The sequence below is a fragment of the Actinomadura sp. WMMA1423 genome (assembly GCF_006547145.1).
Classification (GTDB): Bacteria; Actinomycetota; Actinomycetes; order Streptosporangiales; family Streptosporangiaceae; genus Spirillospora.
In genome coordinates this window covers 1,269,784-1,285,068 of record NZ_CP041244.1, presented here as the reverse complement: position 1 = coordinate 1,285,068, position 15,285 = coordinate 1,269,784, and the positions used below count along the sequence as shown (strand labels likewise).

14 protein-coding genes are annotated in these 15,285 nt (G+C 71.2%); 8 read left to right on the top strand and 6 right to left on the bottom strand.

What is annotated here, in order from left to right; genetic code table 11:
• The first annotated feature begins 141 nt into the window (after positions 1-141).
• Genes FKD65_RS06265 through FKD65_RS06230 form a run of 8 tightly spaced genes read left to right on the top strand, consistent with a single transcriptional unit; the run spans position 142 to position 9,122 of the window.
• Positions 142-1,320, top strand: a complete 1,179-nt coding sequence (locus tag FKD65_RS06265; RefSeq protein ID WP_141576581.1) for an acyl-CoA dehydrogenase family protein — start codon at positions 142-144, stop codon at positions 1,318-1,320.
• Positions 1,317-2,120: an SDR family oxidoreductase gene (locus tag FKD65_RS06260; RefSeq protein ID WP_141576580.1), complete on the top strand. Its 804-nt coding sequence runs from the start codon at positions 1,317-1,319 to the stop codon at positions 2,118-2,120. Before FKD65_RS06265 ends, FKD65_RS06260 begins: the two co-directional genes overlap by 4 nt.
• Before the next feature lie 34 nt (positions 2,121-2,154).
• Positions 2,155-3,306 (top strand): acetyl-CoA C-acetyltransferase, encoded by a 1,152-nt coding sequence (locus tag FKD65_RS06255; RefSeq protein WP_141576579.1) that lies wholly within the window; start codon positions 2,155-2,157, stop codon positions 3,304-3,306.
• Between the two features lie 49 nt (positions 3,307-3,355).
• Positions 3,356-4,708 carry an LLM class flavin-dependent oxidoreductase gene (locus FKD65_RS06250; protein WP_141576578.1) on the top strand — a complete coding sequence of 451 codons (1,353 nt, stop codon included), beginning with the start codon at positions 3,356-3,358 and terminating at the stop codon, positions 4,706-4,708.
• Positions 4,705-5,895 carry a flavin reductase gene (locus tag FKD65_RS44775; RefSeq protein WP_141576577.1) on the top strand — a complete coding sequence of 397 codons (1,191 nt, stop codon included), beginning with the start codon at positions 4,705-4,707 and terminating at the stop codon, positions 5,893-5,895. The genes FKD65_RS06250 and FKD65_RS44775 overlap by 4 nt, the downstream gene beginning before the upstream one ends.
• A 59-nt stretch (positions 5,896-5,954) precedes the next feature.
• A complete protein-coding gene (locus FKD65_RS06240) occupies positions 5,955-6,695 on the top strand; it encodes an SDR family NAD(P)-dependent oxidoreductase (protein ID WP_205718563.1) in 741 nt (246 codons plus the stop codon).
• A complete protein-coding gene (locus tag FKD65_RS06235) occupies positions 6,692-7,564 on the top strand; it encodes an aldo/keto reductase (RefSeq protein ID WP_141576576.1) in 873 nt (290 codons plus the stop codon). The genes FKD65_RS06240 and FKD65_RS06235 overlap by 4 nt, the downstream gene beginning before the upstream one ends.
• Positions 7,565-7,574: 10 nt before the next feature.
• Positions 7,575-9,122: an FAD-dependent oxidoreductase gene (locus tag FKD65_RS06230; protein ID WP_141576575.1), complete on the top strand. Its 1,548-nt coding sequence runs from the start codon at positions 7,575-7,577 to the stop codon at positions 9,120-9,122.
• An 84-nt stretch (positions 9,123-9,206) separates the two neighbouring features.
• Here the strand turns inward: FKD65_RS06230 and FKD65_RS06225 are convergent, their stop codons facing one another.
• The 6 genes from FKD65_RS06225 to FKD65_RS06200 all read right to left on the bottom strand — a co-directional run bounded on the left by FKD65_RS06225 (position 9,207) and on the right by FKD65_RS06200 (position 15,247).
• On the bottom strand, positions 9,207-10,124 hold the full coding sequence (locus FKD65_RS06225) for a VOC family protein (protein ID WP_141576574.1): 918 nt from the start codon (positions 10,122-10,124) through the stop codon (positions 9,207-9,209).
• 70 nt (positions 10,125-10,194) lie between these two features.
• The gene (locus FKD65_RS06220; RefSeq protein ID WP_141576573.1) at positions 10,195-11,379 is read right to left on the bottom strand and encodes an acyl-CoA dehydrogenase family protein; all 1,185 of its coding nucleotides are present in this window, start codon (positions 11,377-11,379) and stop codon (positions 10,195-10,197) included.
• 91 nt (positions 11,380-11,470) lie between these two features.
• A complete protein-coding gene (locus FKD65_RS06215) occupies positions 11,471-12,355 on the bottom strand; it encodes an alpha/beta fold hydrolase (protein ID WP_141576572.1) in 885 nt (294 codons plus the stop codon).
• Positions 12,356-12,570: 215 nt separating this feature from the next.
• Positions 12,571-13,329 carry an SDR family NAD(P)-dependent oxidoreductase gene (locus tag FKD65_RS06210; RefSeq protein WP_141576571.1) on the bottom strand — a complete coding sequence of 253 codons (759 nt, stop codon included), beginning with the start codon at positions 13,327-13,329 and terminating at the stop codon, positions 12,571-12,573.
• A gap of 65 nt (positions 13,330-13,394) precedes the next feature.
• Positions 13,395-14,318 (bottom strand): SDR family NAD(P)-dependent oxidoreductase, encoded by a 924-nt coding sequence (locus FKD65_RS06205; protein ID WP_141576570.1) that lies wholly within the window; start codon positions 14,316-14,318, stop codon positions 13,395-13,397.
• Positions 14,315-15,247 (bottom strand): alpha/beta hydrolase, encoded by a 933-nt coding sequence (locus FKD65_RS06200; RefSeq protein ID WP_141576569.1) that lies wholly within the window; start codon positions 15,245-15,247, stop codon positions 14,315-14,317. Before FKD65_RS06200 ends, FKD65_RS06205 begins: the two co-directional genes overlap by 4 nt.
• Positions 15,248-15,285: the final 38 nt, after the last annotated feature.

Genomic DNA, 15,285 nt, shown 5'->3' with positions numbered 1-15,285 from the left:
TTCGTCTCCTGCCGACGTCCAGTGAGTGGCACGCGCTCTTGCGAACGCAAGCCTAACAAATGTTTGATTTTCATTGCTATGGTGCAGTCCGCGGCGGACGGCCGCAACCCGGGGATCGAAGCGCACGGCGGAGGGGCGGATGTGGATCTGACGTATTCGGCGGAGGACGAGGGCTTCCGGCGCGATGTCCGGGACTGGCTCGAAACGCACCTGCACGGCGACTTCGCAGGGCTGCGGGGGCTGGGCGGCCCCGGCAGGGAGGACGAGGCGTTCGGTGAACGGCTGGAGTGGGACCGCTACCTCGGCGCGCACGGCTGGACCTGCCTCGGCTGGCCGGTCGAGCACGGCGGGCGCGGGCTGGGCCTGGCGCGCCAGATCATCTTCCACGAGGAGTACGCGCGCGCCGACGCGCCCGCCCGGGTCAACCACCTCGGCGAGGAACTGCTCGGTCCGACGCTGATCGCGCTCGGGACCCGGGAGCAGCGGGGCCGGTTCCTGCCGGCCATCGCCGCCGTCCGTGAACTGTGGTGCCAGGGCTATTCCGAGCCGGGAGCGGGCTCCGATCTGGCCGCGGTGTCGACCAGGGCGCGGCGCGACGCGGACGAGTGGGTGATCGACGGCCAGAAGGTCTGGACCTCACAGGCCCACCACGCGGACTGGTGCTTCGTCCTGGCCCGCACCGTTCCGGGCTCCCGCCGCCATGACGGATTGTCGTACCTGCTCGTCCCCATGCGCCAGGACGGCGTTGAGATCCGGCCCATCGACCAGCTCACCGGGACGTCGGAGTTCAACGAGGTGTACTTCGACGGCGCCCGCACCGAGGCGTCCCTCGTGGTCGGAGCGCCCGGCGACGGCTGGAAGGTCGCCATGGCGACCCTCGGCTTCGAGCGCGGCATCTCCACCGTGGGACAGCAGGTCGGATTCGCGCGCGAACTCGACGCCGTGGTCGCCCTCGCCCGCCGCAACGGCGCCTTCGAGGACCCGGTGATCCGGGACCGCCTCGCGCACGCCCGCACCGGCCTGGAGGCGATGCGCCTGCACGCCCTGCGCACCCTGGCCGGGGACGGCTCCACCGGGCCGATGCAGGCGTCGGTGTCCAAGCTGCTCTGGGCCAACTGGCACCGCGACCTCGGCGAGCTCGCCATGCAGGTCGCCGGGGCCGCGTCGCTGGTCGTCGAACGTGCACCGTACGAACTCGACGACCTGCAGCGCCTGTTCCTGCACAGCCGCGCCGACACGATCTACGGCGGATCCAACGAGATCCAGCGGAACATTCTCGCCGAGCGGGTGCTCGGCCTGCCCAGGGAGGCCCGCCCGTGACCGCAGCCAAGACCGAACAGCCCGTCCCGCCCTACGTGCCCGGCCACGGGCTCCTGAACGGGCGGACCGTCGTGGTCACCGCCGCCGCTGGAGCGGGCATCGGCTCGGCGGTGGTCCGCCGGTGCCTGGAGGAGGGCGCCCGCGCCGTCGTCCTCGGCGACACGCACGAGCGGCGGCTCGCCGAGGCGCGTGAGGCGCTCGGCGCGGAGTTCGGGGCGGAGCGGGTGGCGGCGGTTCCATGCGACGTGACCGACGAGGCCCAGGTGGGTGCGCTGCTGGACGCGGCCGAGGCGTTCGGCGGCGTCGACGTGATGATCAACAATGCCGGGCTCGGCGGCACCGTCTCCCTCCTCGACATGACCGACGAGGAGTGGAGCAAGGTTCTCGACATCTCCCTGACCGGGACGTTCCGGTGCATCCGCGCGGCCGGTCGCCGCATGGTGGAAGCCGGACGGCGCGGTGTGATCGTCAACAACGCCTCCGTCATCGGATGGCGCGCCCAGGAGGGCCAGGCTCACTACGCCGCGGCAAAGGCCGGCGTGATGGCGCTGACCAGGTCCGCGGCCATGGACCTCGCCCCGCACGGGATCCGGGTGAACGCCGTCTCGCCGAGCCTGGCGATGCACCCGTTCCTCGCCAAGGTCACCACGGCCGAGTTCCTGGCCGAGTTGAAGGCCCGTGAGGCGTTCGGGCGGGCCGCCGAGCCATGGGAGATCGCGAACGTCATGGTCTTCCTCGCCGCCGACTACGCGTCCTATCTCACCGGCGAGGTGGTGTCGGTGAGCAGCCAGCACCCCTGATCTCGCCGTACCCCGACCCCTGAGGAAGGTTCACATGGCCGAGGCCTACATCATCGAGGCGGTCCGCACGCCGGTCGGCCGCCGTGGTGGCGCACTCTCCGCCGTCCACTCCGCGGACCTGGGCGCCCACGCCATCTCCGCACTCGTGGACCGCAGCGGCGTCGATCCGGGACGCGTCGACGACGTGATCTTCGGTTGCACCGAGACCATCGGCTCGCAGGCCGGGGACATCGCCAGGACCGCCTGGCTGGTCGCCGGCATGCCGGACCACGTGCCGGGCGTGACCATCGACCGGCAGTGCGGGTCCAGCCAGCAGGCGGTGCACTTCGCCGCGCAGGGCGTCATGTCCGGCACGGCCGACCTCATCGTCGCGGGCGGCGTGCAGAACATGTCGGCGATCCCGATCTCGGCCGCGATGGCGGTGGGGGAGCAGTACGGCTTCACCACCCCGTTCGCAGAGTCGCCGGGATGGCGCGCCCGCTACGGGGACCAGGAGGTGTCCCAGTTCCGGGCGGCCGAGATGATCGCCGAGAAGTGGGAGATCTCCCGCGCGGAGATGGAGGAGTTCGCGCTCCGCAGCCATCACCGGGCCATCGCCGCGACCGACGAGGGGCGGTTCGCCAAGGAGATCGCCCCGATCGGCGGTGTCTCCGCCGACGAGGGACCACGCCGCGACACCGACCTGGAGAAGATGGCGGCGCTCCGGACGCTGCGCGAGGGCGGGCGGATCACCGCCGGCGTCGCCAGCCAGATCAGCGACGCCGCGTCCGCTGTCCTGATCGCCTCCGAACAGGCCGTCACCGACCTCGGGCTGAAGCCGCGGGCGCGCATCCATCACATCTCCGTCCGCGGTGACGACCCCGTCTGGATGCTGACCGGCCCGATCCCGGCGACCCGGTACGCCCTCCAGAAGACCGGCATGTCGATCGGCGACTTCGACCTCATCGAGATCAACGAGGCGTTCGCATCGGTCGTCCTCGCCTGGGCGAAGGAGACCGGCGCCGACCTGGACCGGGTCAATGTCAACGGCGGCGCAATCGCCTTGGGGCATCCCATCGGAGCCACCGGGACCCGGCTGATGACGACCATGCTGCACGAACTCGAACGCCGCGGCGGACGCTACGCCCTCCAGACCATGTGCGAGGGCGGCGGCCAGGCCAACGTCACCATCATCGAGCGGCTCTGACCCCGGGCGGACCACCCGGCTTGCGCGAACGTCTACACAGGGAGCAACCATGAACGATACCGGGCGTCAGATGCACCTCGCGGTCTTCGCCCGAGGACTGGGAACGGCGCACTCGGTGTGGCGGTCCCCCCGGACCCGACCCGAGAAGATCCACACTCTGGAGCACTGGACGCGCGTCGCCCAGGTCGCCGAGCAGGGCAAGTTCGACGCGGTGTTCATCGCCGAGGCGCTGAACCTGAGCCCGTCGATCGGCTCCGACGCCACCGAGTGGCCGGACGCCGTCAGCCTGGTGGCCGCGCTGTCGGCGGTGACCTCGCGCATCGGCCTGGTGGGCACCGCCTCGACGACCTACAGCCATCCCTTCACCGTGGCCCGCCAGTTCGCGACCATCGACCATTTGAGCGGCGGCCGGGTCGGCTGGAACATCGTCACCACCGCGATCGCCGCGGCTGCGGGCAACTACGGCTCCGCGGACCTGCCCGAGCACGAGGCCCGCTACGAGCGCGCCGACGAGTTCGTCGACGTGGTCACCCGGCTCTGGGACGGCTGGCGGGACGATGCGATCGTGCTCGACCGGGAGGCGGGTGTGTACGCCGACCTCGACCGGATCCGGCGGCTCGACCACGAGGGCGATCACTTCACCGTGCGCGGCCCTCTGACGATGCCCCGGTCCCCGCAGGGCCGCCCGGCGCTGGTGCAGGCGGGGTCCTCACCGACCGGCATGAACCTGGCGGCCGCGTACGCGGACATGGTGTTCACCACGCAGTTCGACATCAAGGCCGCCACGGCCTTCGTCGACCGGATGCGGGAACTGGTGAGCGCCAAGGGCCGCGACCCGCACGCGGTCGCCGTCATGCCGGGGCTCACCCCGATCATCGGCAGGACCGTCCAGGAGGCCCGGGAGCTGGCACGGGAACTCGGCGGCTTCGTCCAGATCGACGCGACCCTCGCCTTCATGCAGCAGATGTTCGGCGGGATCGACTTCACCGGTTACGACCTGGACGAGCCGTTTCCCGACGTCAGCGGTCTGCTGCCCGCGCACGCCGGTGTCTCGCGTCCCCGGCTGTTCATGGACATGGCGAAGGAGGAGGGGCTGACCCTGCGCCAGGTGGCGCAGCGGATCGGCCTCAGCATCGGCCACCGCTCCTTCGTCGGGACTCCCGACCAGGTGGCGGACGAGATGACCGCCTGGTTCACCGAGGGGGCGGCCGACGGCTTCAACATCCTTCCCGCCGACCTTCCCCGCGGGCTGGAGGACTTCGTGGAGGAGGTCGTCCCGCGCCTGCAGGACCGCGGGCTCTTCCGCAAGGACTACACGGGGACCACTCTCCGCGAGCACCTCGGCGCCCCTGCGCCGGCCCCCGCACCCGGGGACGGCCCCACGTTGAAGGATGCCCGATGAGCGGCCCGTCCGCGCCGTTCGACGGACGGCGGTTCCGGGACGTCCTCGGCCACTACCCGACGGGCGTGGTCGTCGTCACCGGCATCTGCGACACCGGCGAGCCCACCGGAATGGTGGTCGGCTCGTTCTCCTCAGTGTCGCTCGATCCGCCGCTGGTCTCGTTCCTGCCGAGCAGGACGTCGAGCACGTTCGCGCGGCTGCGCACCGCCTCGTCCTTCTGCGTCAACGTGCTCGCCGCCGACCAGGAGCACGTCTGCCGGCAGTTCGCCGCGAAGAGCGGCGACAAGTTCGCCGGCATCCCGTGGCGTCCCGGCCCGTCCGGCGCGCCTCTGCTCGAAGAGGCCGTCGCCTGGATCGACTGCGAATTCGAGGCCGTCCACGAGGCCGGCGACCATCTGATGGTCCTCGGCAGGGTGCGGGACCTCGGAGTGCTCGAACCGAGGTCACCGCTGCTGTTCTTCCAAGGCGGGTACGGCGGGTTCTCACCCGGCGCGCTCGTCGCCCCCTACGAGAGCGACCTGCTGGGCCACATCCGGGTCGCGGACATCGCGCGCGAGCACATGGAGGCGGTATCGGCCGACCTCGGGCTCGAGTGCTACGCGCAGTGCGTCGTCGCCGACGAGATCGTCATCGTCGCCGGCTCCGCCGGTTCGCAGAAGAGCACGGTGCACGGGCACATCGGCCGCCGGATGCCGTTCGCACCGCCCTACGGCGCCCTGTTCGTCGCCGGACGCGAGGACGGGGCGATCGACGCCTGGCTCGCGCGGCGCAACCTCCCCCTGACCGGGGAGGACCGGAACCACTACCGGCGGGCGTTGCAGCGTGCGTCGTCCCGCGGCTGGTCGATCGCCCTACGCGCCCCTGAGCACGACGAGGTCTGGGACGAGATCGACGGGTTCTCCACCGCACAGCGCACCCCCGGGCTGGAGCGCCGGGTCGGTGCCCTGCTCGAACGTCTCAAGGAGCACTACGAGCCCGACGACCTCGATCCCGCCGGCCTGCACGACGTCCGCCTGCTGGGCGCACCCGTCTACGGCCCGCACGGTGATGTCGTGCAGGTGCTCGCCCTGTTCCAGATGCCGCCTCGGGCGAGCGTCGAGCGGATCGCCGGATGGCGGGACCGGCTGGTCCGTGCGGCGGACACGGTCACCGCCGCGATCGGCGGGCGACCCCCGAAGACCCGCTGACAACCGAGCGGCGACCTGCTCCGACCCGGAGCCCGCACATCGATGAGGGAGATGAACCCATGCCCGAAGGACACGTGCCGAGTGAACACGCGGTCGTCACCGGCGGTAGCAGCGGCATCGGACTGGCGGTCGTACGCCGGCTGATGAAGCGGGGGCTCGCGGTGACCGTCCTGGACATGCAGCCGCCACCGGACGGCGTGCCGCAGGCATACCGGATCGACGTGACCGACGAGGCGAGGGTGCGGGAGGCACTGGCCGAGGCGGCGCGCGCGGCCGGGACCCCCACCCGCCTCGTGACCTGCCACGGCATCCGCGGCGAGTTCAAACCCGCGCTGGAGTTGGATCTCGACGTCTACCGGAGGGTGCTCGACGTCCACCTGGTCGGAACGCTCGTCACCGCGCGTTCGCTCGTCGCGGGAATGCTGGCGGCAGGGCTCGGCGGCGGGTCGATCGTGACCATCTCCTCGACGACCGCCTACGGCGGGTGGCGCGACCAGGCGGACTACGGCGTCGCCAAGGCCGCGATCGAGCAGCTCACGCAGAACCTCGCGATCGAGTGGGCTCCGCACGGGATCCGCGTCAACGCGGTCGCCCCGGGGCACACCCTCACGCCGATGGTGCAGGAGATGGTCGACAAGGAGGGCTATGACCTGTCGGCCACCGAGGCGCGGATGCCGCTCGGCAGGCTGTGCACCCCCGACGAGATGGCCGCGGCGATCGAGTTCATGCTGCTCGACGCCACCTTCTCGACGGGCGTCCGGATGCCGGTCGACGGCGGGTGGACCGTGGTCGGCAAATGACGGACGTCGCCCGCCGGCGGCTCGGGGATCTGCGCGTCTCGGCGATCGGCCTGGGAGCGATGACCCTGACCCAGGTGCCGGGCTACGACGAGGAGCGCGGCATCCGTACGGTGCATGCGGCCCTGGACGCGGGTGTCACCCTGCTCGACACCGCCGACGTGTACGGTCCGGCAGGCGGCGATTACGGCGTCAACGAACTCGCGCTCGCCAAGGCGCTCCGGCTGTATCCCGGCTCCACGGACCATGTCGTCGTCGCCACCAAGGGCGGCCATGTCCGGTACTTCGACACCGACACGTGGTGGGTCGACGGCCGTCCCGAGTGGCTGCGCCGTGCCTGCGAGGCGTCCCTGCGCCGGCTCGGCTTGGATGTGCTGCCGCTTTACCTGCACCACCGCCCTGATCCGCGGACCCCGTACGAGGAGAGCATGGGCGGCCTCAAGGAACTGCACGACAAAGGTCTCGTGGAGCGCGTCGGCGTCTCGAACGCGAGCGTCGAGCAGGTCCATATCGCCCACGAGATCCTCGGCGACGTTCTGGTCGCGGTGGAGAACGAGTACTCGCCGCGGGCCAGAGCCGCCGAACCCGTGATCGACCTGTGCGAACGGCTCGGCCTGGCGTTCCTCTCCTGGGGACCGCTCGGCGGGATGCGCGGCGCCAAGGATCTCGGATCGGAGTTCGCCGCCTTCGACGCCGTGGCGAAGGCCCGTGGCGTCAGCCCGCAGCGAGTCGCGCTGGCCTGGCAGCTGCACAGGTCTGCGGCGATCATCCCGATCCCCGGGGCGAGCCGACCGGAGTCCGCGCTGGACTCGCTGGCCGCCGCCGACCTCACCCTCACCCCCGACGAACTCGAACGACTGAACCGGAAATGAGAAGGACCCAGTGACCTCAACGCAGGAGCATCCGGCCGAGAGCACGGACGTCATCGTCGTCGGCTCCGGCGGCGCGGCCCTCGCCGCCGCCTACACCGCCGCGGCCAACGGGCTGCGCACCATCGTGTTGGAGAAGACGGAGTATTTCGGCGGCACCAGCGCGTACTCCGGGTCGGGCATCTGGCTCCCGGGCAACCAGGCGCAGCAGCGCGCGGGCGTGCCCGACAGCGTCGAGCTCGGGACGGAGTACTTCACGGCCCTGGTCGGGGACCGCACCCCCGTGGAACTGCAGCGGGCGTACCTGGCCACCGGCCCCGAGCTGGTCGAGTTCCTCGAACGCGATCCCGCCCTCCAGTTCCAGTACATGCCCTTCCCCGACTACTTCGAGGCTCCCGGCCGCATCGAAAACGGACGGGACATCTTCCCCGTGCCCCTCTCCGCCGCCGAACTCGGCGACGGGCTCGCCCGGCTCCGCCCCACCATCGCGCTCGACCAGCACGGCATCGAGCAGGACCGCGAGACGCTCACCGGCGGCCAGGCGCTCATCGGCCGGTTCCTGCTCGCGCTGGACAAGACCGGTAACGCCGACCTCCGCACCGGCACGCGGATGCGGTCCCTGATCGTCGAAGACGGGCGGGTGACCGGCGTCGTCGCCGACGGCCCGGAGGGCGCGGTGCGGCTGCGTGCCGGCCGGGGCGTCGTGCTCGCCGCGGGCGGTTTCGAGCGCGATCACGAGCTGCGCATCCGGCACCACGGGCTGCCGGGCGGTGGCTGGACATCGACCGCCGTCGGAACGAACACCGGCGATGCACTGGCCGCGCTCCGTGCCGCCGGCGCGTCGGTCGACCTGATGGATGAGGCGTGGTGGTGCCCGGCGACGCTCTTCCCGAACGGGCGCGCCGAGTTCACGCTCGGCCTGCGCGGCGGGATCTTCGTCAACGCCGCGGGACAGCGGTTCGCCAACGAGTCCCTGCCCTACGACCGGATGGGCCACGAGATCCGCCGCGGTCACGCCACCGGGGTGTCCCACCTGCCGGTCTGGTTCGTGTTCGACGACAGGTTCGACAACGTGCCGGCGCTGTGCGAGCCGCGTCCGGATCCCGCCGCGTTCCGCGAGGCCGGCCTGTGGCGCACCGCCGGCACCGTCGCGGGACTCGCCGATCTGATCGACGTTCCCGCTGGGGCGCTGCAGCGCACGGTCGAACGGTTCAACGGCTTCGCCGCCGACGGGACGGACGCGGACTTCCAGCGGGGGGAGGACCCGTTCGACCGCTTCTTCGCGGCGGGCGACGGACCGAACCCCTGCCTGGTTCCCATCGACCGCGGGCCGTTCCACGCCGTCCAGATCGTCCTCGGCGACCTCGGCACCAAGGGCGGGGCGCGCATCGACGCGGACGCCCGGGTGCTGGACGAGTCCGGCGACCCGATCCCGGGCCTGTACGCGGCGGGCAACTCGGCCGCGTCCGTCGCCGGGCATGTGTACCCCGGGCCCGGCGTCCCCCTCGGTTCCGGAATGGTGTTCGGGTACCGCGCCGTACGCCACCTCCTGGCCGGTTGACCTGCCCCGGACATTCCGCAGGCCGGTGAACCGGAGGCGCTGCCTCTAATTCACCGGCCTGCGGGGTTCACGGCCCGGGCGGCGTCACTTACCAGGCGGCGTGAACGCGGCCAGCGGCTCGGAGCCCGACCAGTCGTGGCCCCAGTAGCTGTCGGCGGTGATCTCCTCGGCGGTGTAGTGGGTCTCGTCGACGAGCATCCCCTCGGTGCCGTACTCGATGTCCCAGCCGCCGGGGGCGCGCACGTAGAACGACACCATCTTGTCGTTGGTGTGGCGCCCGAGCGTTGAGGAGATCGAGAAGCCCAGCCGATTGACGTTGTCCAGCGCCCGGCCTACCGCGTCCAAGGTGTCGACCTCCACCATCAGGTGCACCAGCCCGGGATCGCCGTCATGCGGGGCGGGGGCGACGGCAAGGCTGTGGTGGCGCCGGTTGACCCCCATGAACCGGACGCGGACCGGGCCGGCCGGAGTGTCGGCGACCTTCATCGCACCGCGCGGAAGGAAGCCAAGCACCTGGGCGTACCAGGCCACTACCTCCTCCGCGGCGGGAACGGGCAGGACCACGTGGCCCATGCCTTCGGCTCCGGTGATGAACCTCTGGTCCAGGCCCAGCCGCAGCGGGCTGTGGTCGAGCACGGGGCCGAAGAACACCTCGACGGGGGTGCCGCCCGGATCGGTGAAGGCGATCGCGGCCTCGACATCGCGTCCGGTGGCCTCCGCGTGCGAGAGCGCGGAGACCTCCACCCCGGCCTTCTCCACGGCCTCCCGGACGGCGGCCAGCGCGAACTGGTCGCGCACCTCCCACCCCACGGCCAGCACCCGGTCGACGTCGCCCGGCAGGACCGCGAGACGGTACCGGCGCTCGTCCATGCGCAGGTACAGGCCGCCGGAGACCGGACCGGACCCCTCGGCGAAGCCGAGCCCGTCGATGGCGAGTTCACGCCAGCGCTCCAGGTCCCGGGCCTGGACACGCAGATACCCGAGCCCTCGAATGTGCGTCACTGTGCCTCCTGTTGAGCAATGGTCCCCGCCGGTCGCCGGCGGCGACATCCCGGTCAGTGGGAAACGCGTGTCAGATCATCGAGCGCATCGGACCCTCGGGCGGCTCGATGTCCAGGTCGGTCAGCGCGGATACGTGGTAGACGGCGCCGGGGACGTGGATGGCGTGCGCGAGGCCGACATGGACGTCGCGCCAGAACCGCTGGATCGGGTTGTCGACGCGCATGGCGTTGCCGCCGGAACGGATCACCAACTCGTTCGCCGCGCGGGCCGCCCGCCACGCCGACCGGACCTGGAGCCGGCGCCCGGCGGCCCGCTCGCCGAACGAGATCTCCTCGCCCGCGGCGGCCTTGTCGTACATGCGGGAGGCGAAGTCCAGGATCCGGGTGCGGGACGCGGCGATCTCCTCGGCGGCTTCGCTCATCGCGTACAGGACGTACGGGTCGTCCTTGACCTTGGTGCCGACGATCTGCACCCGGTCGCGCTGGTAGGCCATGTGGTGCGCGAGGACGCCCTCGGCCATGCCGATCACGGCGGAGGTGATGCCGAGGGGGAACGCGCAGGAGAACGGCACCAGGTAGGTGGGGTTGGTCAGCCCGGCCTCGCGCGGCGCGGAGCCGTCGATGACCTTGGCGAATCTCATGACGCGGTAGTCGGGGACGAAGGCGTCCCGGACGATGATGTCCTTGCTGCCGGTGCCCTTCAGACCGGCGACCTCCCAGGAGCCCTCCACGATCTCGTAGTCCGAGCGCGGCAGGATCAGGTGCAGACCCTGGAACGGCTCGACGGGCTTGCCGTCCTTGTCGCCCAGGATGCCACCGAGAAAGATCCAGTCGCAGTGGTCGGTGCCGGAGGAGAACTGCCAGCGGCCGCTGAAGACGTAACCGCCGTCCACGGGACGCGCCACGCCCATGGGCGCGTACGGCGACGCGATCCACGTGTCGGGGTCGTCGCCCCAGATCTCCTCCTGGACCTTCGGGTCGGCCATCGCCATCTCCCATGGGTGCAGGCCGACGATCCCGGCGACCCAGCCGGTGGACCCGTCCAGCGCCGCGATCCCCATGACGGCCTCGGCGAACTCCCGCGGGTGTACTTCCAGACCCCCGTGCGCCTTGGGCTGCAGCATCCTGATCACGCCGGAGTCGCGCAGCACCTTGGCCGCCTTGTCGTCGAGCTTGCCGAGGCGCTCGTTGACGGGCCCGAGTTCGCGGATCTCCTCCGCCCGTTCCATGATCGTGTCGAGCACGCGGTTGGTCATCGCCTGTTTCTCCATTGCTCTCTCATGTCGGCCGTGGGACGGCCGGAAGCCGATAAGGCCGGGGCGGGAAGGGGCGTCGAGCCGGCCGCGGCTAGGCGTCGTCCGCACGGGTGAGGAAGGCCAGGACGGCGCTCTCCCAGGCGTGCTTCTGCTCGATCATCACCCAGTGCCCGCAGTCGGGGAAAATGTGTACTTCGACGTTGGGAATGGTCCGCATGGGCAGTAGAGCCATGTCGACCGGGCTGACCCGGTCGTCCCGGCCCCAGGTGATCAGCGTCCTGGCCTTCAGCTTGTGCAGCATCGCCCAGTAGGGCGGCGCGTCGCTCGCGGCGGCCGCCGACGCGGCGGCGGCGAAGGCCGCCTTGCCGTACATGCGCCGCGCACTGGCCAGCGTGGCGGGGTTCGTGGCCTGCCGCCAGCGCTCCTCGATGAGGTCCTCGGTGACCAGCGACGGGTCGTACACCATCGAGTGCAGCCACTGGACCAGGCGCTCGCGAGTGGGGTGCTCGGTGAACTCCGTCAACAGCCTGATGCCCTCGCCGGGAGCAGGGCTGAAGATGTTGCGGCCGATCCCGCCGATCGTGACGAGCCGCCGCACCCGGTCCGGATCGGCCAGAGCCGCCTGGGCGCCCACGATGCCGCCCATCGAGTTGCCGATCACGTCGACCCGGTCCAGGCCGAGGCCGTCCAGGAAACGGGCCACCGCGCCCGAGGCCGCCATCATGGGGTGCTGGTCGGTGGGGTCGCTGACGCCGAAACCGGGGAACTCCAGGATCAGGCAGCGGAAACGCGCGGCGAACAGCGGCAGGTTCCCGCGGAAGTTCCGCCAGCCGGTGACGCCTGGACCGGAGCCGTGCAAGAGCAGCAGGGGAGGGCCCTCTCCTGCCTCGTGATAGCGCAGTACTCCCTGGTCAGTGGCGAGTTCTCGCAGCGTGTTCTCGTACGTCAGCGGCTCGTGGGTCGTCTCCGTGGTCATGTCCCTCAGTTCCTCGGGTGGCTTATTCGGAACGTAGGCGCGGCCGCGGCCCCACCGCCCCGTACCCTCCCAATCAGCGGGAGGCCATCCCCGGAACACCCCTGAGGAATGGACGATGGGGCAGGCAGGACGTCGTCCGCGGACCGCCGTCCCATCTGGCCGACCGACACGCGTGTGCCCCGGCCGGGTTAACGGCCGGGGCACACGCGGTGAGATCAGGACGTGGTCGTGCCGCCGTTGAGGCCGATGGTCTGCCCGGTCATCCAGGACGCCTCCTCGGAGGCCAGGTAGGCGACGAGGTGAGCGGCGTCTTCGGGCGTACCGAGCCGCCCGACCGGGATGGGGTCGGCGAGCTTCCTGACCAGTTCGGGGTCCTTGACGTTGCGGAGGACGAGGCCGAGCGCCACGGTGTTGGCGGTGATACCGGACCGGGCGTTCTCCTTGGCGATATGGCGCATGAACCCGATCGCTCCCGCCTTGGCCGCCGCGTAGGTGGACACGCCGATGTCCAGGCCGACCGTTCCGGCGCCCGACGAGATGGTGACGATCCGGCCCCATCCCTTCTCCACCATCGGGTCGAGTGCGGCCTTGCAGCAGTTGAGGACGCCATACAGGTTGACATCGATGATCTGCGACCAGTAGGCGACCGGCATCTCGCGGAACTGGTGCATCTCCATCGTCCGGTCCGGACCGCCCGTTCCGGCGTTGTTGACCAGGATGTCGACCGCTCCCGCACGGTCGGCGACCTCGGTGAAGCCCGCGGTCACGGCCTCGAGGTCGGTGACGTCGAAGGGGACCGAGAACGCGCTTCCTCCGTCCGCGGCGATGCCCTCGGCGACCCGCCGGGCGCGGTCCGGGTGGTAGTCGTTGACCGCCACTGTGGCTCCCTGCCGTGCCAGGGTGCGGGCGATCCCCTCGCCGACGTTCTGGCCGGCGCCCGTGACCAGCGCGACCTTGCCTTCGAGATTGAACATGGCTGTCTCCTGCCTGTTGGAATGCCGGACCTGCGCGGGTGTGGGGACAACCCGTCCGCGCGTGGTCAGGGCTCGCCCGCCGCACGGGGAACGGCCGAAGCCTCGATCTCTGCCAGCAGCATGTGCGGGTCCGGCGGCGGTGCCCGGTGCGCCAGCTGGTCGGCGCGGGCCCGCAGCGAGGCGATACCCGCGCCGTCGTCGGAGAAGACCCAGAAGTCCCCCGCTGCGAGGGCGTCGGTCATGTGGGCCGCCGCTTCCACCGGATCCATCCCGGCGGCGGCGTTGGCCGCCTGCATCGCGTCGAAGAGCCGGGCCGCCACGGGATGGCCGGTCGGCGCGGACGCCTGGGCGCTCGTGAAGATGCTGCTCCGCACCGAGTACGGCAGAATCGCGGAGATCCGGATGGGGGCTCCCGCCAGTGCCACCTCCTGATGGAGGCACTCGGTGAGCGCCAGCACCGCGTGCTTGCTGACGATGTACGGCGCCTGCAGCGGCGCCGACGACACTCCGCCGACCGAGGACATGTTGGCGACGACCGCGGGCCGCCCCAGCTCGATCATCCGGGGCAGGAAGGCGCGCACCGAGTGGAAGACCCCGTCGACGTTGACCGACATCAGCTGCCGCCAACGGGCGTCCGGGATCTCCCATAGTGGTCCCGCGGTCTCCAGACCGGCGTTGTTGACCAGCAGTTCGACCGAGCCGAACCGGGCGAAGACCTGCTGGGCGAGCATCGACACGGCGTCCGCATCCGTGACGTCGGCGTGCGCGGCGACGACCGCGCCGGGCCCGCCGCCGAGTTCGCCGGCCAGCCGTTCGGCGCCGGCGGTGTCGAGATCGGCGATCACGACGTTCATCCCCAGGCCGGCGAGATGGCGAACGAAACCCTCGCCGATCCCGGCGGCGCCCCCGGTGACGACGGCCGTGCCACCGGCGAAGCGCTTCCTCGCGGCGCGGCGTGCCACGCCGCCTCCGACGTCCTGGCCGGTCATGTCAGCTCCTCGAATTTGGCGCGGGCGAGCGCTCCGATCTCGGTGAAGGCGACGCGGGCCCGGCGGAGGCGGGCGGCCTGCGACAGGAAGCCGTGGCACACCCCGGGGTAGCGCAGCAGCGCGGTCGGGACGGCGGCCTCCCGCAGCCGCCGCCCGTACTCCTCGGCCGCGTCGCGGAGCGGGTCGACCTCCGCCGTGACGACGATGGCGTCCGGCAGATTCGACAGGTCGCGGGCCAGCGCGGGCACCCCGTACTCGGTATCGGCCGCCTCGTCGGGGCCCAGGTACTGCTCCTTCATCCAGATCACGTCCGGGCGGGTCAGGACGGGGCCGTCGGCGAACTCGATCATGGACGGACGGTCCACGGCGCGTTCGAGCCCCGGGTAGAAGAGCATCTGGACGGCGATCGGTGGGCCGTTCTCATCGCGGGAGCGCAGGGCGGCGCCCGCCGCCAGCGCCCCACCGGCACTGTCGCCGGCGACGGCGATCCGCCCCGGGTCGATGCCCAGCGCGGCCGCGTGGGCGTGGGCCCAGGCGACCGCGGCGTACGCCTCATCGCTCGCCACCGGGTATCGATGTTCGGGCGCCAATCGGTACTCGACGCTCAGCACGACCGCCGCGCAGGAGGCGGCCAGATTGCGGGCCAGGCCGTCGAAGGAGTCGAGAGTGCCCATGATCATGCCTCCGCCGTGCAGGTACACGATCGCCGGGCCGCCGCCGGGGTGCGGGCGGTAGAGCCGCACCGGCACGGTGCCGTGCGGCCCGTCGAACACCAGGTCCGCCACTTCCGCCATCTCCGGCGTGCGTGCCGGAGGAAGGGATTCCATGCGCGACCGGACGCCCTCGATGCCGATCTCCCGGAAGGTCTTCGCCCCTGCGGCCTTCGCGGCCTCGACGAGAGCCTGTGCGTCCGGGTCCAGAACCACCATCGCCTGGTCTCCTTTCTCCTGCCGGAGGGTCCGGGCCG

Excerpts from the sequence above, each read along its gene's own strand:
- FKD65_RS06220 (WP_141576573.1), bottom strand. The coding sequence starts at position 11,379 with ATGACCAACCGCGTGCTCGACACGATCATGGAACGGGCGGAGGAGATC.
- FKD65_RS06210 (WP_141576571.1), bottom strand. The coding sequence starts at position 13,329 with ATGTTCAATCTCGAAGGCAAGGTCGCGCTGGTCACGGGCGCCGGCCAG.
- FKD65_RS06240 (WP_205718563.1), top strand. The coding sequence starts at position 5,955 with ATGCCCGAAGGACACGTGCCGAGTGAACACGCGGTCGTCACCGGCGGT.
- FKD65_RS06250 (WP_141576578.1), top strand. The coding sequence starts at position 3,356 with ATGAACGATACCGGGCGTCAGATGCACCTCGCGGTCTTCGCCCGAGGA.
- FKD65_RS06215 (WP_141576572.1), bottom strand. The coding sequence starts at position 12,355 with ATGACCACGGAGACGACCCACGAGCCGCTGACGTACGAGAACACGCTG.
- FKD65_RS06235 (WP_141576576.1), top strand. The coding sequence starts at position 6,692 with ATGACGGACGTCGCCCGCCGGCGGCTCGGGGATCTGCGCGTCTCGGCG.
- FKD65_RS06200 (WP_141576569.1), bottom strand. The coding sequence starts at position 15,247 with ATGGTGGTTCTGGACCCGGACGCACAGGCTCTCGTCGAGGCCGCGAAG.
- FKD65_RS44775 (WP_141576577.1), top strand. The coding sequence starts at position 4,705 with ATGAGCGGCCCGTCCGCGCCGTTCGACGGACGGCGGTTCCGGGACGTC.
- FKD65_RS06205 (WP_141576570.1), bottom strand. The coding sequence starts at position 14,318 with ATGACCGGCCAGGACGTCGGAGGCGGCGTGGCACGCCGCGCCGCGAGG.
- FKD65_RS06255 (WP_141576579.1), top strand. The coding sequence starts at position 2,155 with ATGGCCGAGGCCTACATCATCGAGGCGGTCCGCACGCCGGTCGGCCGC.